At 70.2% G+C, this 20,048-nt stretch carries 21 protein-coding genes; 8 read left to right on the plus strand and 13 right to left on the minus strand.

Translation table 11 applies throughout. The features are described from left to right. Positions 1 to 182: 182 nt before the first annotated feature. Both ACWGI6_RS01350 and ACWGI6_RS01355 read left to right on the plus strand, forming a co-directional pair. Positions 183 to 1,745 (plus strand): MFS transporter, encoded by a 1,563-nt coding sequence (locus ACWGI6_RS01350; protein WP_453265587.1) that lies wholly within the window; start codon positions 183 to 185, stop codon positions 1,743 to 1,745. 144 nt (positions 1,746 to 1,889) lie between these two features. Continuing rightward, complete coding sequence (locus ACWGI6_RS01355) at positions 1,890 to 2,660, plus strand: TetR/AcrR family transcriptional regulator (RefSeq protein WP_453265588.1); 771 nt, start codon at positions 1,890 to 1,892, stop codon at positions 2,658 to 2,660. A gap of 64 nt (positions 2,661 to 2,724) precedes the next feature. Here the strand turns inward: ACWGI6_RS01355 and ACWGI6_RS01360 are convergent, their stop codons facing one another. The 3 genes from ACWGI6_RS01360 to ACWGI6_RS01370 form a co-directional block, all read right to left on the minus strand. After that, the gene (locus tag ACWGI6_RS01360) at positions 2,725 to 3,567 is read right to left on the minus strand and encodes a YceI family protein (protein WP_453265589.1); all 843 of its coding nucleotides are present in this window, start codon (positions 3,565 to 3,567) and stop codon (positions 2,725 to 2,727) included. Positions 3,568 to 3,785: 218 nt separating this feature from the next. After that, positions 3,786 to 6,383 carry an MFS transporter gene (locus tag ACWGI6_RS01365; protein ID WP_453265590.1) on the minus strand — a complete coding sequence of 866 codons (2,598 nt, stop codon included), beginning with the start codon at positions 6,381 to 6,383 and terminating at the stop codon, positions 3,786 to 3,788. A gap of 11 nt (positions 6,384 to 6,394) precedes the next feature. Further along, positions 6,395 to 6,868 (minus strand): MarR family winged helix-turn-helix transcriptional regulator, encoded by a 474-nt coding sequence (locus ACWGI6_RS01370; RefSeq protein ID WP_380933690.1) that lies wholly within the window; start codon positions 6,866 to 6,868, stop codon positions 6,395 to 6,397. Positions 6,869 to 7,224: 356 nt separating this feature from the next. Here ACWGI6_RS01370 and ACWGI6_RS01375 point away from each other — a divergent pair, with 356 nt between their 5' ends. Beyond that, on the plus strand, positions 7,225 to 7,443 hold the full coding sequence (locus ACWGI6_RS01375; protein ID WP_393904168.1) for a hypothetical protein: 219 nt from the start codon (positions 7,225 to 7,227) through the stop codon (positions 7,441 to 7,443). Positions 7,444 to 7,521: 78 nt separating this feature from the next. On the opposite strand, the gene ACWGI6_RS01380 is transcribed toward ACWGI6_RS01375, so the two are convergent. Then, positions 7,522 to 7,800 carry a hypothetical protein gene (locus ACWGI6_RS01380; protein ID WP_453265591.1) on the minus strand — a complete coding sequence of 93 codons (279 nt, stop codon included), beginning with the start codon at positions 7,798 to 7,800 and terminating at the stop codon, positions 7,522 to 7,524. Positions 7,801 to 8,185: 385 nt separating this feature from the next. Here ACWGI6_RS01380 and ACWGI6_RS01385 point away from each other — a divergent pair, with 385 nt between their 5' ends. Both ACWGI6_RS01385 and ACWGI6_RS01390 read left to right on the plus strand, forming a co-directional pair. Next, positions 8,186 to 8,461, plus strand: coding sequence for a GntR family transcriptional regulator (locus ACWGI6_RS01385; protein WP_453265592.1), 276 nt, complete (start codon positions 8,186 to 8,188; stop codon positions 8,459 to 8,461). 4 nt (positions 8,462 to 8,465) lie between these two features. Further along, positions 8,466 to 8,702: a GntR family transcriptional regulator gene (locus tag ACWGI6_RS01390; protein ID WP_453265593.1), complete on the plus strand. Its 237-nt coding sequence runs from the start codon at positions 8,466 to 8,468 to the stop codon at positions 8,700 to 8,702. Positions 8,703 to 8,791: 89 nt separating this feature from the next. Here ACWGI6_RS01390 and ACWGI6_RS01395 read toward each other — a convergent pair whose 3' ends face one another. The 4 genes from ACWGI6_RS01395 to ACWGI6_RS01410 form a co-directional block, all read right to left on the minus strand. Then, positions 8,792 to 9,229 carry a hypothetical protein gene (locus ACWGI6_RS01395; RefSeq protein ID WP_453265594.1) on the minus strand — a complete coding sequence of 146 codons (438 nt, stop codon included), beginning with the start codon at positions 9,227 to 9,229 and terminating at the stop codon, positions 8,792 to 8,794. Between the two features lie 2 nt (positions 9,230 to 9,231). Next, positions 9,232 to 10,491, minus strand: a complete 1,260-nt coding sequence (locus ACWGI6_RS01400) for an amidase domain-containing protein (protein ID WP_453265595.1) — start codon at positions 10,489 to 10,491, stop codon at positions 9,232 to 9,234. Positions 10,492 to 10,493: 2 nt separating this feature from the next. Beyond that, a complete protein-coding gene (locus ACWGI6_RS01405; protein WP_453265596.1) occupies positions 10,494 to 10,811 on the minus strand; it encodes a WXG100 family type VII secretion target in 318 nt (105 codons plus the stop codon). Between the two features lie 244 nt (positions 10,812 to 11,055). Continuing rightward, positions 11,056 to 12,381: an amidohydrolase family protein gene (locus ACWGI6_RS01410; protein ID WP_453265597.1), complete on the minus strand. Its 1,326-nt coding sequence runs from the start codon at positions 12,379 to 12,381 to the stop codon at positions 11,056 to 11,058. Positions 12,382 to 12,454: 73 nt separating this feature from the next. Here ACWGI6_RS01410 and ACWGI6_RS01415 point away from each other — a divergent pair, with 73 nt between their 5' ends. Beyond that, positions 12,455 to 13,006 carry a MarR family winged helix-turn-helix transcriptional regulator gene (locus tag ACWGI6_RS01415; protein ID WP_453265598.1) on the plus strand — a complete coding sequence of 184 codons (552 nt, stop codon included), beginning with the start codon at positions 12,455 to 12,457 and terminating at the stop codon, positions 13,004 to 13,006. Positions 13,007 to 13,193: 187 nt separating this feature from the next. On the opposite strand, the gene ACWGI6_RS01420 is transcribed toward ACWGI6_RS01415, so the two are convergent. From ACWGI6_RS01420 to ACWGI6_RS01440, 5 genes are all read right to left on the minus strand, one after another. Beyond that, positions 13,194 to 13,667, minus strand: a complete 474-nt coding sequence (locus ACWGI6_RS01420) for a VOC family protein (protein WP_453265599.1) — start codon at positions 13,665 to 13,667, stop codon at positions 13,194 to 13,196. A gap of 1,481 nt (positions 13,668 to 15,148) precedes the next feature. After that, a complete protein-coding gene (locus ACWGI6_RS01425) occupies positions 15,149 to 15,985 on the minus strand; it encodes an RNA polymerase sigma factor SigF (protein WP_393904158.1) in 837 nt (278 codons plus the stop codon). A gap of 190 nt (positions 15,986 to 16,175) precedes the next feature. Continuing rightward, positions 16,176 to 16,985 (minus strand): RNA polymerase sigma factor SigF, encoded by an 810-nt coding sequence (locus ACWGI6_RS01430; protein WP_393904157.1) that lies wholly within the window; start codon positions 16,983 to 16,985, stop codon positions 16,176 to 16,178. Positions 16,986 to 17,207: 222 nt separating this feature from the next. Then, the gene (locus tag ACWGI6_RS01435; protein WP_453265600.1) at positions 17,208 to 17,501 is read right to left on the minus strand and encodes a Dabb family protein; all 294 of its coding nucleotides are present in this window, start codon (positions 17,499 to 17,501) and stop codon (positions 17,208 to 17,210) included. Between the two features lie 134 nt (positions 17,502 to 17,635). Further along, complete coding sequence (locus ACWGI6_RS01440) at positions 17,636 to 17,800, minus strand: hypothetical protein (RefSeq protein WP_453265601.1); 165 nt, start codon at positions 17,798 to 17,800, stop codon at positions 17,636 to 17,638. 772 nt (positions 17,801 to 18,572) lie between these two features. Here ACWGI6_RS01440 and ACWGI6_RS01445 point away from each other — a divergent pair. Both ACWGI6_RS01445 and ACWGI6_RS01450 read left to right on the plus strand, forming a co-directional pair. Beyond that, positions 18,573 to 19,352 (plus strand): DUF2127 domain-containing protein, encoded by a 780-nt coding sequence (locus ACWGI6_RS01445; RefSeq protein ID WP_453265602.1) that lies wholly within the window; start codon positions 18,573 to 18,575, stop codon positions 19,350 to 19,352. Positions 19,353 to 19,385: 33 nt separating this feature from the next. Further along, the gene (locus ACWGI6_RS01450) at positions 19,386 to 19,868 is read left to right on the plus strand and encodes a hypothetical protein (RefSeq protein WP_453265603.1); all 483 of its coding nucleotides are present in this window, start codon (positions 19,386 to 19,388) and stop codon (positions 19,866 to 19,868) included. Positions 19,869 to 20,048: the final 180 nt, after the last annotated feature.

A 20,048-nucleotide genomic window follows, 5' to 3' on the forward strand; every position in this document is an offset into this window, starting at 1 on the left:
TGCCCCGGGCGGCCCGGCCGCAGCAGCGGCCCGCTCCCGGGCTCATGCCCCGCTCCCCGGCCCACGCCCCGCTCCCCGGGCCACGTCATCCGGCTCCCCCCGTACGGCCGAAAACGAAATGTACGGCGTATAGCACTCCCTGTACGGTGTAAGTCACCGCTCGCACCGTACAGGGAGCCTGTATGTCCTCCGTGGCCTCCGACGCCACCGCCGCCCCTCTCCAGCCGCCGGGCCGGCCCGCCGCCCGCTGGCTGATCCTCGCCGTCATCTGCCTCGCCCAGCTGACGGTCATCCTCGACAACACCGTCCTGAACGTCGCCATCCCCTCCCTCACCGAGGAGCTGGGCGCGACCACCGCCGACGTCCAGTGGATGATCAACGCGTATTCGCTGGTCCAGTCCGGTCTGCTGCTCACCGCGGGCAACTCCGCCGACCGGTACGGACGCAAGAAGATGCTGGTCGTCGGGCTGGCACTGTTCGGCGTCGCCTCGCTCGGCGCCGCCCTGGCCCAGTCACCGGGCCGGCTCATCGCCGCACGCGCCGGCATGGGCATCGGCGGGGCCCTGCTGGTGACCACCACCCTCGCCGTCGTCATGCAGATCTTCGACGACGAGGAGCGCCCCCGGGCCATCGGCATCTGGAGCTCGGTCAACTCCCTCGGCTTCGCCGCCGGCCCGCTGATCGGCGGCTCGCTGCTCGACCACTTCTGGTGGGGCTCGCTGTTCCTGGTCAACCTCCCCGTCGCCGCCATGGCGCTGGCGGCCGTCGTCGTCCTCGTCCCCGAGTCCAGGAGCCGCGGCGGTGAACGGCCGGACCTGCTGGGTGCCCTGCTGTCCATGATCGGCATGGTCGGAGTGGTCTTCGCGATCATCTCCGGGCCCATGTACGGCTGGCTGTCCGGCCGGGTGCTGATCTCCGCGGCCGTCGGTGCCGTCGGGCTCGCCGTCTTCGCGCTGTGGGAGCTGCGCGTCCCGTATCCGATGCTGGACATGCACTTCTTCCGCAACCGCCGGTTCATCGGCGCCGTCTCGGGCGGCATCCTCGTCGCCTTCGGGATGGGCGGCTCGATGTTCCTGCTCACCCAGCATCTCCAACTGGTCCTCGGTTACGGCCCGTTGGACGCGGGGCTGCGGATGGCGCCGCTCGCCGTCACGGTCATCCTGATCAACTTCACCGGTCTGGGTGCCCGTCTGATCCCCCGGTTCGGCACCCCCGGAATGATCGTTTCGGGGATGTCGCTGCTCGCGGCGGGCCTCGCCGCGATCTCTCTGCTGAGCGGCGCCGGCTACGGCGGCATGCTGGGCGGCCTGGTCGTGATGGGCGTCGGCATCGCGTTCGCCATGCCGACGATGGCCAACGCCATCATGTCCGCGATCCCGCCGGCCAAGGCCGGAGTGGGTGCCGGCGTCAACGGCACCCTGATGGAATTCGGCCAGGGGCTCGGCGTCGCCGTCCTCGGCGCGGTCCTCAACTCCCGCTTCGTGGCGCTGCTTCCGCTGGTCGCCGCGGGCGCCGGGTCGCTGCCCGCGGCGCTCGCCCGGACCCGTACGGGCGCCGAACGGACCGCCGTCCACGACGCCTTCGCCGCCGGCATCGGCACCAGCCAGCTGGTCGGCGCGGCCGCCGTGTTCCTCGGCGGGCTGCTCGCCGCCGTGCTGCTGCGCCGGGCGGAGCGTACCGGACGGGACGCGGAGCAGCTCGCGTCACCTTCCGGTGCGCAACCGGCCGCCGCCGCGGCGGAATAGCATCGGCTCGGTACGTGATCGTGAACGGCGCGTACCGGCGGCACGTATGACACCCCGTACGTGCCGTCACCGATGACGACACCGACGCCGACCTCGACGACGGCACCCACGACGTCGAAGACGCTCAGGACAGGGAGGGGCGCCATGGCAGCGACGGACGACCGCGCCGGGAAGCGGCCGAACAGCGTCTGGCTGACCGAACGGCCCCCGCTCAAACGGAAGGCGGAGCAGCCGGCCGGGCTCGACCTCGACAAGATCGTCGCGGCGACGGTCCGGCTGCTGGACGCCGAGGGCCTGTCGAAGTTCTCGATGCGCAGGCTCGCCGCCGAGCTCGGCGTCACCGCGATGTCCGTCTACTGGTACGTCGACACCAAGGACGACCTGCTGGAACTGGCCGTCGACGCGGTGGCCGGCGAGATGACCCTGCCCGACGAGTCGGACACCGGCGGCGACTGGCGCGACCAGCTGCGCACGCTCGCCGTCGGCTACCGCGACATGCTGTTGAGCCACTCCTGGGCGGCCCGGCTGCTGGGTGAGTTCCTCAACATCGGCCCGCATTCGACGGCCTTCTCCAACGCCACCCAGCGGGTGATGCGACGCAGCGGCCTGGCCGCTGACACCACGTCCGGCGCGCTGGCGTCCCTCTTCCACTTCGTCTACGGCTTCTCGACGATCCGGGCCACGCACGAGGCCCGCTGCCGGGCCGTGGGCATGAGTCTCGACGACTACTTCGAGCAGGTCGTCGCCGCGCTCTCGGACCGCCCGGAGTTCGCCGAGATGCTGGAGCCGTCCACCCGGGCCGACCACGTCCGCCAGGGCCGCAGCGCCGTGGAAATGCTGGACCGGGACTTCGCGTTCGCCCTCGATCTGCAGATCGCGGGGATCGAGGCGATGCGGGACCGGCCGGAGGGCTGACGGGAGAAGGCCCCGGGCTCGCAGCCCGGGGCCTTCTCCCGCATACCTGGGTGTGCCGGGGCCGTCACCCCATCGGCAGGCTGTCCCCCTGCACCGCCTGGATGTCCAGTTCGACCTTCAGGGTGGTGCCGATCGCCGCGATACCGGCCGCCACGACCTGGTTGTAGTTCATCTTGAACTCCTCGCGGCGCAGCTCCGCGGTGGCGCGGAACGCGGCCCGCACCCCGCCCCAGGGGTCGGGGCCGGTGCCGAGGTAGCTCAGATCAAGGTCCACCGGGCGTACGACACCGTGCAGCGACAGCTCGCCGTGCACCGTCCAGCGGTCGGGGCCGGCCGGCGACAGGCCCGAGCTGCGGTAGGTGATCTCCGGGAACTCCTCCACGTTCAGGAAGTCCTCGGAGCGCAGATGTCCGTCGCGCATACCGTTGCCGGTGTCGATGGACGTGGCCTTGATGGCCGCCTCGACCCGTGAAGCGCCGAGGTCCTCGGCGATCTCGATCCGGCCGCTGAACTCGGTGAACCGGCCGTGCACGCTGGAGATCCCCAGGTGCTGGGCGACCGCGGCCACCGTCGAGTGCATCGGGTCGATGGTCCAGACACCGGGCGGCGGCAGCTCGGCCCCGCCCTGCCGCGCCAGGACGACACTGCCGACGTCCATCCGGCCGCTCGCCGTCACGATCGAGCTGGAGGCGACCGGTGCGTAGCCGACCGCCGTCACGATGACCGTGTACGGGCCGGCGGGCAGCGGCTCCGCGCTGCGGATGGTGCCCTCGTCGTCCGCCGCCGCGCGCAGCACCTGCGCGCCCGTCATATCGGTGACGGTCAGTACGGCGTGCTGGACCGCCCAGCCGTCCCGTGTGCGGACCTGGGCCCTCAGTCCCGCAGCTCCCGCGCCCGTCGAAGTCATTGCCTCTCCTGTTTCCTGCCTGGTGGGGTCCCCCCTGCTCCGGCGATGCCGAGAGCTTGGGGAGTGTCGGGCTCCGGACGGCGGCGTGCAGGCCGTCCCCTGCCTGTGCGCAGCGCCGCCGCCGGAGCCCTGGGGTCCGGCCCGGGGCGCGTCTCCGCTCAACGCGCGCCCCGGTCCGGGGTATTGCTCCCGGGGTGGATCCCCGGGCCCGGGGTGTTTCAGTCCCCGGGGTGGGCGAGCTCGACGTCGTAGCCGTCGACCCCGTGGGCACCGACCGCAAGGCCGGTGGCGACCGGCGGGTAGCCGCTCGCGATGACCGTGTAGTCGCCGGCGTCCAGGTCGGTGAAGGCGTACGCGCCGTCCTCCCCGGTCGTCGAGGTGGCCACGACATTGCCCGCCGCGTCCACCAGGGTGACCCGTGCGTCGGGCAGCGGGCGGGGTCCGTGCGGACCGCCGGCCCGCACGATGCCCTGCACCCGTGCGCCGGACAGCAGCTCGATCTCGATCCGGGTCGTGCCCTGGCCGCCTATCTCGACCGGCAGTGCGGCCGGGCGGTGGTTCGCGGCGTTCACGGCGACGGTGAAGGTCCCGGGAGCCAGCTCGTCGAAGGCGAAGTGGCCCTCGGCGCCGGTCTTTCCGGTGGCCAGCACCTCTCCGCGGACGTCGGTGACGACGACCATCGCACCGTCGACCGGCGCGCCGGTGGCCGCGCTGCGGACCTGGCCGCCGAGGCCGCTGGTGCCGCTGAGCAGGATGTCGTAGCCGTACGGCTGGTCGCCGACGACGACCGTGGACGCCTGCGGCTGGTGGCCGTCGGCCGCGGCGATCAGCACGTACGAGCCGGCGCCGGGGGCGTCGAGCACATACGAGCCGTTGGCATGGGCGACCGCGCGGCCCAGCTGACGCCCGCTGAGCGAGATCAGCGTCACCGCGGAGCGCGGTACGGGGCTGCCTTCCGCATTGCGGACGAAGCCGTGGATCGCGGAACCGGTCGGGCCGGCGTCACCGCCGCCGGCCGAGGCGTACGCCGCCAGCGGCTGGGTGAGCGTCGCCGCGGCCGGCTGCGCCCACGAGGGCGTGTGCATGTCGTCGTCGTTGGCCACCGACGGGGCGCCCACCAGGGCGGGCTCCCGCTCCTCGACCGGCGCCGGGGCGGCGGCGAGGTCCGGGACGACCTCCGACGGGGTGGCCGACGGGGTGGCCGCGGCCTCCGCGCTCTGGGACAGTCCGCCACGCGTCTTCAACGCGACCTCCTTGATGAACAGGGTGAAGAGGAAGGCGAGCAGCGCGCAGGGCGCCGCGTAGAGGAACACATCGCCGACTCCGTGGCCGTAGGCGCTCTCCATGACGGTGCGCAGCGGCGCCGGGAGGGCGTCCAGGTCCGGGATGCCGCCGCTTTTGCCGGCTCCGTGGGCGGCGGCCTTGGCGGCCTTCGGGCCGAGGTCGGCCAGTCCGTCCTTGACGTAGTGGGTGACGCGGTTGGCGAGCACCGCACCGAGGGCCGAGACGCCCACCGCACCACCGAGGGAGCGGAAGAAGGTCACGACGGACGAGGCGGAACCGAGGTCCTCGGGCGCCACCTGGTTCTGCGTGGCGAGCACCAGGTTCTGCATCATCATGCCGATGCCCAGACCCATCAGGGCCATGAAGATCGCGATGTGCCAGTACTCGGTGTCGTAGCGGATGGTGCCCAGCAGGCCGAGACCCGCGGTCAACAGCACACCACCGGCGACCAGCCAGGCCTTCCAGCGGCCGGTCTTGGTGATGATCTGGCCCGAGACGGTCGAGGAGATGAACAGCCCGCCGATCATCGGGATCGTCATCACACCGGACATCGTCGGCGACTTGTCGCGCGCCAGCTGGAAGTACTGGCTGAAGAAGACGGTGCCGGAGAACATCGCGACACCGACGAAGAGCGAGGCCAGCGAGGCCAGGGTGATCGTCTTGTTGCGGAACAGCCGCAACGGGATGATCGGTTCCTTGGCCTTGGACTCGACGAAGACGAAGATCAAGCCGAGCAGCACCGAGCCGCCGACCATCGCCGCGGTCTGCCACGACCACCAGTCGTACTTGTCGCCGGCCAGCGTCACCCACACCAGCAGCAGTGAGACCGCCGCGCTGATGAAGAAGGCGCCCGCCCAGTCGACCTTGACACCTACCCGCTTGACGACCGGCAGCTTCAGGGTCTTCTGCAGCACGATCAGCGCGATGACCGCGAACGGCACACCGACGTAGAAGCACCAGCGCCAGCCGAGCCAGTCGGTGTCGGTGATGACACCGCCGAGCAGCGGGCCGCCGACGGTGGCGACGGCGAAGGTGGCGCCGAGGTAGCCGCTGTAACGACCGCGCTCCCGCGGCGAGATCATCGCGGCCATCACGATCTGGGCCAGGGCGGACAGGCCGCCCACGCCTATGCCCTGCACCACACGACAGGCGATCAGCATGCCGGTGTTCTGCGAGAGACCGGCCACGACCGAGCCCGCGACATAGATGATCAGCGCGAACTGCACCAGCAGCTTCTTGCTGAACAGGTCGGAGAGCTTGCCCCACAGTGGGGTGGTCGCGGTCATCGCGAGCAGCGAGGCGGTGACGACCCAGGTGTAGGCGCTCTGCCCGCCGTCGAGGTCATGAATGATCTCGGGCAGCGCGTTGGAGACGATCGTCGACGACAGAATGGCGACGAACATGCCGAGCAGTAGCCCGGACAGCGCCTCCATGATCTGACGGTGCGTCATTGGGGCCCCGTCGGAGGCGTGGTGTCCGCCTCCGTGTTTGGCGTGGCCGCCCCGCACACCGGCTGGTGTGGTCGTAGCCATGTAGTTCCTTTTCATCCTGCGGGTGTACGGGTGGTGGAGTCGTGATGCGCCCGGGTCCGGCAGTCGCCGAAGCTCGTGCGGAGCCTGGCGAGCAGTTCGGTGAGGTGTCCGACGTCGGTGTCGGTCCAGTCGTCCAGGTACCGGGCGAGCGTTGCGGTGTAGCGCTCGGCGAGCTCCTCCAGGAGCTCCGTGCCGCTCGGGGTCAGGCGCAGCAGCCGCGACCGCTTGTCCGCCGGATCGGGCTTCCGCTCGATCCAGCCGCGCTCGGCGGCGTGGGCGACATGCCGGCTGGTCACCGACATGTCGATGGCGAGCAGCTCGGCGAGCTGACTCATCCGCATCTCGCCGTGCCGGTCGAGAAGGGTGAGCACCCCGGCCGAGGCGGGCGGGCACTCCTGGGGCAGCATCCGCCCCATTTCGCGCTTGACGGCACCGATGGCGCTGAGTTGCCTGGCCAGTTCCTCGTACTGACTGTGGGCGGCCACGGCTCCTCCACGCATCCATCGCACATCGCATCAACATCTTTTGTTGCTTGGGGCAACCATAAGCAAGGTTGGTTGCTGAAGGCAAACGAATCGTCCAGGGTTGAAGTAAAGGGAACGAAAAGTCTGCGCCGGGGATTGGTCAATGAGCGCGACGTGACACGCAAAGGTGCAGGTCGGCGGCACGGCCGCAGGCCCTGGCCGATAACGGTCGGTAGGGGGACACCCCCAGACGTCCCGCCCGCGCTCTCGTCCACGCGCCGTACGCGGCCCGACCCCGCTCCGTAGGCGCCTTCGCGGGAGCCGCATACGCGCCCCAGGGGTGCCCCTCCGCCCCCGGTTCGCTAGGGTCCTTCCCCATGGCGACCAACCCGCAGAACCAGGCCGGCGGCAACTACGACCCGGCGGGCAGCACGCAGATGTTCCGGGCCTTCGTGGACGAGGGCGGCACCCCGGAGGCCGGCAGTCGCCGCGCACCGGCCCCGCAGCAGTCGGCCGGCCCCCGTGTGGGCGTCATCGTCGGCGTGATCGTCGCGATCCTGGTCATCGCGGGCGCGGCGTGGCTGGCGCTGTCGTAACCGGTCGCTCTGCAGCCGTCTTCACGCGTACGGGGCCCGGCATCGCGATGCCGGGCCCTTGATCTTTCTGCCTGCCGGTTACGTCACGCGCCCGTCCCTGCTCTCCGCGATCCGCAGCGCGTCCCGCAGCGCTTCACACAGCCTGTGGACACAGAAGCGCAGTTCCCGGGCGGTCGCCTCCGCCGGCCCGTTCAACAGCTCGGCCGCGTGCCGGAGCAGCTCCTCGCCGGTGCCGAGTTGAGCCTCTTCCATGCCGTCGGCGAGCTGGGACAGATACCCGCCGGCCTCATCGGTGGAGAGGTAGCAGCGCTGCCCGTCCGGCCCGCCCCAGGGCAGCAGCCGCATCCCGCCGCTCATGAGCTGACCGCCATCTCACGTAGGAACGCCCCCTCGCGCCACGCCTCTTGGCGCTCGTGCGCGAGGAGGCAGGGGCGTACGAGGAGGGCGGCGTCGCCATCGAGGGGAGATTCGGGTCGACGGCGGAGGAGAGGCCGGTGCGCCGGCCGCTGTGGCCGGTACGTGACGGCGGGGGCGGGGCGAGTCCGGCGCTTCCTTAACCGGGCGAGAAGGCCGCGCATAAGGTTTTGCATGTCGACGCTCCTTGGGCAGCGTGGGCCGTGCCCCGGGGGTGTTGGCGCACCCGCCGGGGTCTGTGTGGGCTTGAGTCTAGTGCGGTCTGCTACGCCATGGCACCCCTTAGTACCTCTCGCCTGCCATGCGGTGGCGTGCCTACCTTGGTCAAGTGATCGAATTTGCACCGGACCGGCCCCGATGGCGACAGGTCGCCGACGTGATCCGGCAGCGCATCGCAGACGGCACCTACCAGCCCGGCACTCGCGTCCCCTCAGTGGTCGAGATGCTGGAGGAGTTCGGCATCGCCACGACCACGGGCCAGAAGGTGCACCGCGGGCTGCGTTCCGAGGGGCTGATCTACACCGAACCCGGCATGGGCTCGTTCGTCTCACGGAACGCCACAGAAATCCTCAAAGAGGCGGCCCGGTCCTCCGACGGTCCGTGACGCAATGGAGTTCGACCCGACGTTGCCCAAGTGGAAGCAGATTGCCGACGTGATCCGAGCGCGGATCGCGGACGGCACATACCCTCCACGCCAGCTCATCTCCGAGGTGCGGATGGAGCAGGAGTTCGGTGTCGCGCGCGTGACCATCCGTAAGGTCACCGCCGCCCTCCGGGAGGAAGGGCTCATCGTCACTACCCCTGGCATGGGCTCCTTCGTGACTGAGCGGCGGCCGGACGCCTGACGCGGGCCCTCGCGGCTTCCTGAGCCGCAACGGAAGGCCACCCCGGGCCGCCACCGTCGTGAGTGGCGGCACCAAGGGCGCCTCAGGCCCTAGCCCTCACACAGCGTCTTTCCGATATTCGCGGCTGCCTCGGCGGCGTCCATATGGGCCACGACCGCCATGCCGGCCGTCAGCAGGACCATGAGGCACGCGATGACGAAGAAGAGCGTCGAAAGCAGGCTCTGCCAGCCACGATTGGGGTCCTGCCCGGCGCGTCGTGCGGACCGGAACATCAGCAGGTGGACGGCCACCGCGAGGACGGCCGCTGCCAGGCCGCCGTAGGCGACGGCGAAGTTCGTCCACGGCAGCAGCGTGTACCGGCACGCCGCCGACTGGAATGCGTGGTGCCCGTTGGAGAGCGAGACCGACGCAAAAAAGCCGATGATTGCCGCCGCCGAGAGCAATGGCACGGAGAGGATCATCATCTGCCAGCGCCCCGAGGGGCGAGGTGCCGGCGTCGCGGGTTGTGGGCTCGCTTCGGTCGTCACTGTCAGTACCAATCCGGGTGCGGGCGAACGATACGGATTCTCTGCTGACCTTCGGCCTTCTCCGTTGCCGGGAGCCGTCCCTGCAGACTCGCGTTCTGGTAAGAGTCCTGGTGTTGGGTGTACTTGACCTCGCCGTCCGGCATCACGGCCGTGACGACGGCGGCGTGGTGGGTGTTGCCACGCTCGCTTTCGGCGTCGGGCCCCTGCTGCTCGTAGTAGACGATGTCGCCGGGCCGCGCCTGGGACTGGGGGACTTCCTCCCCACCGTGCTTGAGCATGAAGTTCTGCTGGTTCTCCGCTCCGGCCCAGGTCTTGGAGTAGTACATGCTCGCGTCGATCGAGTCGATGCCGATGCCGCCGGTATTTCCCCAGGTGTCGTCGCCCCGGGCCCCTGACCAAGGGTCGATCTTCTTCTGCATGCCCGCGTGGTCGAGCGCCTGGGAGACGAAGTTGGTGCAGTTGTTGTCGAAGTGGATGGGGTCCTTCTTGTTCCAGTTGTCGAGGGCATACTGGACCATCTTCACCCGGTCGAACTTCCCGTCCGTGCCGCGCATTTCGCGCTTCGTGCTCTCGGGAATTCCGTCGAGGTGCGCGAGTTTCACCGGCTCGGCCCGCGCCATGTCGTACTGCTGCTTCTCGCTCAGGCCGTTCCACCAGGCGCGTACCGCGGCCGGGTCGGTGTTCGGCTTCGGGATGTCGGCGGCGAGCATGTCCATCTCGACATGCGAGGCGCGGTTCTGCTCCTTGAGGGCCTTGTCCGGGTCGCTGATGCCGACCGTGCCCGCCAGGCGGTACAGCTCGGCCGACGTCTTTTCGTCCGCTTCCGTCGCCTGCCGCAGTGCCTGTTCGCGCAGGGCGACGATGTCGTTGTAGGCCTGCTGCTGGTCCGCGCCCGCGTTCGGGGCGGGGCATTCCAGCGGCATGCCGTCATCGCCAAGGGGAAGGTCGTGAGCCCGTGAGAGATCGGTGATCTGGCATGCGGTGCTCATCGCCGTATCCAGGCTGGTGTGCATGCCTTCCATGACCATTTTGACGCTGAGCAACAGGTCGTAGGCCGACTCCAGTTGATTCGCCAGCTTCACGAAGTCGCCGGCCGCCGCACTGCCGACTTCGTCCGCCCAGTGGTCGGCGAGGGGCTTGGCGCCCTGCTCGCGTACGTCGTTCGCGGCGTTCAGGGCGTACTTCGCCAGCGCCGCCCAGTCGTCCGCGGCCTCTTTCCACTTCCGGGGGTGGGCGCTGATGAGTTCCGAATACGTGACCACGGTCAGTGCCTCCCCAGGTCCCGCATGCCGGCCCGCAGCCTGGAGACGGCTTCCTGGTCCGCGGCGTCGTAGCCGTCGGCCGAGTCCTGCAACCGCTGCCCCAGTTCGCCCATTTTCTTGGCGAGCGCGATCATGTGATCCTGCCAGGCGGTGCGGCACGACATGACGGCGTTTCCGGACTTCCAGAACATGGCGTCGTAGTAGACCTCTTGAGAGCTGTCGAGGACATGTGACAGCCGCCGCTGAGTGTCGCTCGACAACGCCTTCATGTCATCGCCGGTGCCGCGCACCTTCGCCGTGTCCACCCGTATGTCACCCACGGGTCCCCCCCCAATTGCGTTCGAACTTCTCTGCATCGGTCCTGTGCATGACCAGTGCAGCCGTACCGGAGCACCGTACGAGAGGCGGACAGGACTGCGCAGGAGGGGCGCTGACCAGGCGGTTCCGGAGGAAAACACGGCAGATTGAGCAAGGCGGACGAGTCGCCCACCGAGCCGCGCGATACGGCTCCAGGCATCCTCGCTGCCTCGTACCGGACCCCGTTGCGAGCCCGTTGCGAGCCCTCTAGGACCTCGACGCCCCGAGGCGTTCGGCCGCACGGTGGGCCTCGGTCAGTACGCCGCCGAGGTTCCCGTACAACAGCTGCCCGTGGCGCTTGACCGGGCGCCCGTCCACCAGGACCGTGTCGACGTTCCCGGGGTGTGCGGCGGTCACCACCGCACCGATCGGATCGTGCGCGACCGGGGCGAGGTTGAGCGCGTCGGCGCGCAGCAGGACGAGATCGGCGCGCTTGCCGACCCCCAGTGACCCCACCTCATCGCCCAGGCCGAGCGCCGCGGCCCCCTCGGCGGTGGCCATGCGCAGCACATCGGCGGCCTTGACCGTGGGCGTCCCGGCGGTGTCGTCCTCGTCGAAGTGGCTGCTCATCAGCGCCGCGCGCATCTGCGAGAACATGTCGCCCGGTGCGGAGGTGACCGCGTCCGCGCCCAGCCCCGTGGTGACGCCCGCCCGGCGCAGCCGTCCCGCCATCGGTGCGCCGAACCGCATCGAGGCCTCGATCGCCGGCGTGATCGCCACCGCCCCGCCGGACTCGGCGATCAGCCGCAGCTCGGAGTCGGGCAGCGAATTGCCGTGTACGTACAGGGTGCCGGCGGTGAGCAGGCCCTGTTCCTGGAGGGCGGCGACCGGCCGCTGTGCCACCGGCCCGGCGCTCACGTGGACGGCGACGGGCAGCCCCAGCTCGCGGGCGAGCAGCCAGTCCTCCCGTACCGCCTCCGCCGGCGCGAAGGAGGGGCCGACGGGCGCCAGGGCCATCGTGACCAGCGCATCGCGCGACGGGAAGTGCTCGGTGCGGGCCTTGCGCACCCAGTCGGACTGCCGGGCGGAGTCGTCGAAGACGGGGTAGCCGTAGCCGAAGAGGGCGCGGATTCCCGCCTCCTTCAGCGCCTCGACGGCGGCCGCGGTGTGCTCCGGCGTGTACTGGACGTGCGAGAAGTCCTGGACGGTGGTGACCCCCGAGTCCAGGCACTCCAGCGCGCCGAGGAGGTTGCCGGTGTACACATCGGCGGGCGTGAACCGGGCGGCGAGGTCGCCGAGGATCCGGCTGAAGTAGCTGTCGAGGCTCTCGTCGACCGCCGCGGACCGCAGCACTCCCTGCCACAGATGCCGGTGGGCGTCGACGAAGCCGGGCAGCACGATCATCGTGCGGGCGTCGATCACCTCCAGGCCGGCATCGGTGTCATCGAGCGGCAGACCGGGGCCCAGGGCGGCGATCCGGCCGTCCTCGATGAGGACGTCGGTGTGCGGGTGGACGACGGGGTGGGGGGCGGTGTCGATGACCAGGCCGCCGCGCAGGAGCAGTCGCGGTGTGTGGTGGCGCTCGATTCCCATGGCAAGTCACCCTCTACACATTCGGAAGAAAGCTTTATAGAAAGCTATCATGATGGTGAACTATCCTGCAGAGGTGACCGCAGCACCCGGGCCAGGCCCCGACCCCGTCGATGCGCTGCTGGGCGCCTGGCGCACCGAGCTGCCGGATGTGCTCCGCCCGACGACGGAACTGTCGAAGCGGATAGCTCAGCTGGCCGGCGCCCTGGACGCGGCCACCCGTGTTGTGCTGCCCGAACTCGGCCTGACCGTCGCCGAGTTCGACATCCTGGTTGCCCTGCGCAGGGCCGGCGAGCCGTACCGGATGAAGCCGAACGAACTGGTCCGGGCCCTGCTGCTGTCCTCCGGTGGCATCAGCAACGTCGTCAACCACCTCGCCGGCCGCGCACTCGTGCTCCGCGAGCCCTCGCCGGACGACGGCCGCAGCACCATGATCCGGCTTACGCCGGACGGGGTGCGCACCGCCGAGCGCGCCGTCCGCGCCAATGCCGACGCCCATGAGGCGGTCTTCGCCGAGGCGTCCCCCACGGCCGTGAACGCTGCCGCCCGTGCGCTGCGCGAGGTGGGCGTACACCGCCGCCCCGTACCGCGCCCGATACGGACGGGGCGGAATCCCAGCCGGTCCTGAGGTGACGGCGGCCCGGGGTGCAGCGGGGCGTCACGGGCGACGGCCGCTCCCGGCGCGTTCCGGATGGCGGCCGTTCCCGGCGAGCCCCGGACGACGGCCGCTCCCGGCGCATCGGCGAGCCCCGGACCGTGGCCGGCCCGGGGCTCCCGCGGCGCGTCACCGAGGGCCGGGGCGCCCGGGTGCTGCCCTACGCCTGATCGGCCGCCCCGTGGAGGGCGGCGATGTCGATCTTCTTCATGCCGAGCATGGCCTTCATGGCGCGGGTCGCGCGCCCCTGGTCCGGGTCGTTCAGCAGCTCCGCCATACCGCCGGGTGCGATCTGCCAGGACAGGCCGTACTTGTCCTTCACCCAGCCACAGGGGCCCTCCTCGCCGCCCTCGGAGAGCTTGGCCCAGTAATAGTCGATCTCCTCCTGGTCGGCGCAGTTGACCATCAGGGAGATCGCCTCGTCGAAGGTGAACTCGGGGCCGCCGTTGATCGCGATGTACGCCTGGCCGTCGAGCTCGAACTCGACCGTCAGTACGGTCCCCGCGGGGCGCGGACCTGCCTCGTTGTAATGGGTGACGGTCTTGATCTTCGAGTTCGGGAAAACCGAGCAGTAGAACTCCGCGGCTTCCTTGCCCTGGGTGTCGAACCAGAGGTTGGGGGTGATCTGGGGCATGGTCTTCTCCCTGGGACGGGTCGCTGCCGGTGGCTGCGTCTGTGCCTCTTCAGACCGTCGCACCGGTCGGAACTCATCGCTCTTCAGGGAAGCCATTCGACGCGCCCCTCAGGGTCGAGTTTCGGCCAGGTCGGCAACGGGTGCGGCGGCAGGGCGGCGGTAAGCACGGCCCGGGAGAGGGACGGCCGCCGCGCGTCCCCTCACTTCCAGCTGAAGGTCACGTCCTGCGTGTCGAGGTGCATGCCCAGCGGCACCCGCCAGCTGTCCACGCACACCCGCCAGGTGCCGGTCTGCTTCCTGCCCACGGCGAGCGGCAGCGGAAGGGCGTGGGTGGAGGTGCGGGTGGCCCAGTCGACGCCGAGGGCGCCGATGATGTGGGTGCCGAAGGTGACGGTGCCGGCGGTGACGGGCCGGTCGCCGTTGTTGAGGAAGTCGAGCGTGACCGACCTTCTGGCACCAGCGGACGTCGGTGCCGGCGAGAGCGGGCTTGCCTATCAGCAGGCCGTCGGGCGCGTCCGGCCCGGCCGGGATGGTGGGGGAGGGCGGTACGGGAGCGGGAGAGCCGTGCGGCGGCGTGGAACCTCCGGGGCGGGTGGGGGAGTTGGGTGCGCCCGGCGAGGACGGGGACGTGGCGCCGTCGCCGTGGCCGGTGTGCGCGCCCGCGGGTGGTGCGGAGGAGCCGGGCGGGGCGCCGGATGCGCCGGGGGCTCCCGTGCCGTCGGCCATGTCACCCTTACGGGATCCGGCGGGAGACCCCGGTCCGGACCGGCCGGTACCCGCACTGCCGCTGTTGCCGTCTCCGCTACCGCCGCTGCGGCCTCCGTCGCCGTCCAGCGGGGTCAGCTCGACGCCGCCCTCCGGCGGTACGGCCCGTGCCGGCGCGTGATCATCGGTGGGGCCTGCCGCGCCCACCGCGACATAGCCCTGGTCGGCCGAGCTTCCGCAGCCGGTGAGCAGAACACCCAGACCCAGCACGGCCGCAGAGGCGGCGGCCACAGTCGTCGTCCGTCGCATCGGGCCAGTGTTACTGACGGTACGTCAGGTGTACAGAGGTCGGTCGAGTTGCTGAAGTCTGGCCGGATCGTGGCTCTCGCGCGGCCGGAAACACGTGGCCTCAGCTTTGGCTGAGCTTCCGGCATCGATCCGCAGGACGGGGAATGGCGAAGGTGCCTGCTCCACCGTGGTGGGCTCACCGCTGACGACGTCGGCCGGCTGATACTCACGGACGACGGGCGGGTGGCTTTGGCCCGTACCAAGTCCCTGCTCGACGGGCTGCGTTCGGAGATTCCTGAGGGCGTCGGAGGACGCACCAGCGGAATGGCACGAAACACGGTGCGCAAACGGGGTCACGAGCCCTCGTCCGGCCCCTCATGCGGCCGGGCGCGCGCTTTTCGCGCCACGCCCCCGCATTCCTCCCTGCGCCTCTGTAACTGTCCGCCGAGCGGCACGGAGCGCCTTGCGGCCCCTCGGCGGACCGTTCCTCAGTCGGAGATGAGGCCCTCGCGCAGCTGCGCCAGGGTGCGGGTGAGCAGGCGGGAGACGTGCATCTGGGAGATGCCGACCTCCTCGCCGATCTGGGACTGCGTCATGTTGGCGAAGAAGCGCAGCATGATGATCTGGCGCTCGCGGGCCGGGAGTTTGGCCAGCAGGGGCTTGAGGGACTCGCGGTACTCCACGCCTTCCAGGGCGCTGTCCTCGTAGCCGAGGCGGTCCGCGAGGGAGCCCTCGCCGCCGTCGTCCTCGGGGGAGGGGGAGTCGAGCGAGGAGGCGGTGTACGCGTTGCCGACGGCCAGGCCGTCGACGACGTCCTCCTCCGACACCCCCAGGCACAGGGCCAGTTCGGGGACGGTCGGGGAGCGGTCCAGCTTCTGGGAGAGCTCGTCGCTGGCCTTGGTGAGGGCGAGCCGGAGCTCCTGGAGCCGGCGCGGGACGCGTACCGACCATGACGTGTCGCGGAAGAAGCGCTTGATCTCGCCGACCACGGTCGGCATCGCGAACGTCGGGAATTCCACGCCGCGTTCGCAGTCGAAACGGTCGATCGCCTTGATCAGGCCGATGGTGCCGACCTGGACGATGTCCTCCATCGGTTCGTTGCGGCTGCGGAAGCGGGCGGCCGCGTAGCGCACCAGAGGGAGGTTCAGTTCGATGAGCGTGTCACGGACGTAGGTACGTTCCGCGCAGTCCTTGTCGAGCGAGGCCAGCCGCAGGAACAGGGAGCGGGAGAGCGTGCGGGTGTTGATGGCGTTGTCGTCATGCACGTGTGGTGCGGGCGCGGGAATCGCGGCAAGCACCTTCGAGCTGCCCAGTTCTACGGACATGCCACCCCCTTGAGGTCGCGGTCGGGTCGCTGCGGCGTCCTCGGGCCGGGGCGGACCGAGGAGTGATACCTCCACCTGAATACCGGAGGCAGCGCTACGGCAAACGCGGTTCCTGCAGAATGTCACATGTCGGCAACACGCTGTAGCGCCTTGTCGACATATCTGTGCAGGAACGGGTCGCTCATCCCGGCTACGCGTCGATCCTGTTTGCGGATCGCAGTCGGGCGAAGCTCCGCGACAGTAGCCGCGAGACATGCATCTGCGACACCCCCAGCTCCGCACTGATCTGTGACTGCGTCAGATTGCTGTAGTAACGCAGCAGAAGGATCCGCTGCTCCCGCTCGGGCAGCTGGACGAGAAGGTGCCGTACGAGGTCGCGGTGCTCGACGCCGGCCAGCTCCGGGTCCTCGTATCCGAGGCGGTCGAGCAGTCCGGGCAGGCCGTCGCCTTCCTGGGCGGCCTCCAGCGAGGTGGCGTGATACGAGCGGCCGGCCTCCAGGCAGGCCAGGACCTCGTCCTCGCCGATCTTCAGCCGCTCGGCGATCTCGGCGGTGGTGGGGGAACGTCCGTGCAGCACCGTCAGGTCCTCGGTCGCGCCATTGACCTGCACCCAGAGCTCGTGGAGACGGCGCGGCACATGGACCGTACGGACATTGTCTCGAAAGTAGCGTTTGATCTCGCCGACGACGGTGGGCATGGCGAAGGTGGGGAACTGGACACCCCGGTCCGGATCGAACCGGTCGATCGCATTGATCAGGCCGATGGTGCCGACCTGGATGACGTCCTCCATCGGTTCATTGCGGCTACGGAAGCGCGCCGCGGCATAGCGGACCAGCGGCAGGTTGGCTTCGATCAGTGCGGCACGGACCCGGGTGTGCTCGGGGGTGCCGGGCTTGAGGTCCGTCAACTCCGCGAACAGCACCTGCGTGAGCGCCCGCGTGTCCGCGCTTCGGCTCTCGCGGGATGGAGCCTTGGGCGCAGTACGGGCCGTCACGGTCACGCCACCCTTCACAGTGCATGTATCCGGCAAAAGCGGTCATAGCATCACAAGACATGTGCACTGTGTGCAAGCACCCCATAACGCCGTGTTGAACAGAGAGTTGGGTGGGTGCGGGGCCGTCGGGGGGCGGGTGGGCGGCGGTGGGCGCCCGGGGGTACGGCGAAGCCCCCCGCCCACGGGGGGCGAGGGGCTCGGCGAGGAGAGGTGCGGGAGTGCCTCGGCTCAGAATTCGTAGTCGGCGATCACCCAGGTGGCGAATTCGCGCCACTGAGCTGCGGCCGCCTGGTGGGCCGGGTGCTCGATATAGCGCTTGAGGGCGTCCGTGTCGGCCACGGCGGAGTTGATCGCGAAGTCGTAGGCGATCGGGCGGTCGGTGATGTTCCAGGCGTACTCCCAGAACGTCAGCTCCGGAATCTCGCCCTCCAGCGCCGCGAATGCGCGGACGCCGGCCTGCACCCGCTCCTCGTCGCGGGAGACACCATCGTTGAGCTTGAACAGGACCAGGTGGCGGATCACTGGGGGCCTCCGTGCGGCGGACGGGGCGCAGCCGGGCCGGTGGGCCGACTGGCCGGGGCTGGGGCGCCGGCCGATCGCGGGCCGAGCCGTCCCTCGGGCGGCCCCTGAGGTCCGCCGGCCGGATCGGGCGGTCCCTACTTGATCAGCGACGTCATGAACTCGCCGACGCCCTGCGCGGCGGTCGAGATGCCCTCGAAGCCTATCTGGACCATTTCGGCGGCCCGCTGCGGGGAGGTGATGATCGTGTACAGCACGAAGACGATGACCATGTACAACGCGATCTTCTTCGCCTGCGCCATCAGTCCCGTCTCCCCTACGCAGTCCCCTACGGCAGTACCTGCACCTCCCGGTTGCAGTCGGGCGAGTGTAACCACACGTGTTCGATCGCGGGAGTCGAGCCCACGGGTCGTCCGCGACCGCCCGCCGGCCGTGCGGTCCGCACCGGCGCTGATCCGGACTTCCCAGTACTGATACGGACTTTATGGACCAAAGGCCCGCCAAAGGGGGCCCTTCGCCCGCCTGTTGGGGCGGGTCTCCCCAGGCACCATGAGTGAAGTGGCCCGGTGGATCTGGCAGGAATCCGCGGGCCCGGGACCAGGGCCCCGCTGCGGGGTCCGCGCCGTGATCGTCCCCGTGACGGCGGCGTGGACCGGGGGGCTCGGTCCGCATCGGGGGGAGCGGCCGTCTCCTGACACCGCTCCCGACCGAACAGGAGCTCCGCCTCCGAGCCGCCCCTGGATGCCACGGGGGGTCCCAGGACACGGCCCGGCGGCGGGGCTCCGTCGTGCGCGGTGGCCGGGTGCGCGCCGTACGGGGTTACGGTGTCCGCGACCGCCGGTTCCCCGCCACGGGTTGCCGCTGTGGGCCCGCGGCCGCGCGTCTGCAACCACGCGGAGGGCCCCCGCGTCTCCCACCTCGTACGACTCGGGCGCACCCGTACGTCGTAGGTCTCGAAGCACCTGGTCGGCACGCCCGGCATGCATCATGTACGCGACAGCAACGGAGCGCGGAAGCGCGCCGCGCCGCGGCGTGCGGCCGCGTGGGACGACGAAAGGAACACAGGCTCCAACGATGAAGATCGACTGGGACCGGCGTACCTGCGCGCGCCGCGGGCACATCACCTACCTCCCGCAGGAGGAGCACCTCCGGAACAGGCTGCGCGCGGACACCGCGCTCGGCGAGGCCTGGCGCTGTCTGCGCTGCGGCGACTTCGCCCTCGGCGACCCGCACGGCTCGGGCCCGGCCGCCGACGCCCCGCTGGTCCCGCGCGGCAAGGTCCTGCGCGATCTGTTCATCCTGCGGTTCCTGGCCGTCGAGCGGGCGGTGCGCGGAGTGTTCATCGTGCTGGCCGCCGTCGGCGTTTGGCAGTTCAGCAACCGCAAGGACGCGGTCCGCCAGTTCTTCGACGAGTACATCGCCGTGCTCCGCCCGGTGGCCCGGCACTTCCATTACGACCTGGACCACTCACCGGTCGTCGGCACCATCCAGAAGACCTTCGGCTACCGCCACTCCACCCTGCTGCTGGTGGCCGCGCTGCTGCTGGTGTACGCCCTGGTGGAGATCATCGAGGGCGTGGGCCTGTGGCGCGCCAAGCGGTGGGCGGAGTATCTGACGGTGGTGGCGACGGCGGCCTTCCTGCCGCTGGAGATCTACGAGCTGACCGAGAAGATCAGCTGGCTCAAGATCGCCACGCTTGTGGTCAACATCCTTGCGGTGCTCTACATCGCGCTCACCAAGCGGCTCTTCGGGCTGCGGGGCGGCCGCGCGGCCTTCGACGAGGAGCGGCGCAGCGCCTCTCTGATGGAGGTCGAGACCTCGGCCGGAGTGCCCGCCACCGCCCATAATGGCTGAACGCTCGATCCAAGGGGGAAACGAAGAATGCCCATGAACTCCGAACCGCGCGAGCCCGATTCGTCGTACGCGGCGGCCCGGCCGGCCCAGGGAGGACTCCGGTCGCCCCTGACGCGGCGGCGGCCGGCCGTCGTGCTGGCGCTGCTGGTCGGCCTGCTGGCCGCGGCCGTCGCACCGGCTACGGCGGCGAGCCGCGGCGCGGTGGACGGTGCACGGGCGGCGGCCACCGCGAGCGCGCCGAGCCGGAGCGCCGATGCCTCCCGGCTCGCCGCCGCCCCCGCGCAGTCCGCCGGCTACCGCCACCACAGCGCGCACCACTCGGCTCCGCTCAAGTCGGTCTTCAAGTCCAAGAAGTCGAAGTGGAAGTCGAAGGCGAAGAAGAAGGGCGGCTTCTTCAAGAAGCTCGGCATCTTCCTGGTCGTGCTGTTCGTCCTCTTCCTCATCGTCGTGACCCTGGTGATCTGGCTGATCGTGCGCTTCTTCCGCCGCGCGGCGCGCAACCGGCACAACGACTAGTCATGTCCTACGGGCCGTCCCGGCCCCGCGGCGCGTCCGTCCCGGCGGGCGCGCCGCTCTTTGCTGTGCGGCCTCTTCAACGGCTCCCGGCCGGCCCGGTCGTCCCGGTGGACGGGGCAGGCGGGCTCCCGGTCACCGGTACCCCGCCGGGTTGTGCGGGAACCCGCACCTCGCTGCCGG

Source organism: Streptomyces sp. NPDC054786, from assembly GCF_053611685.1.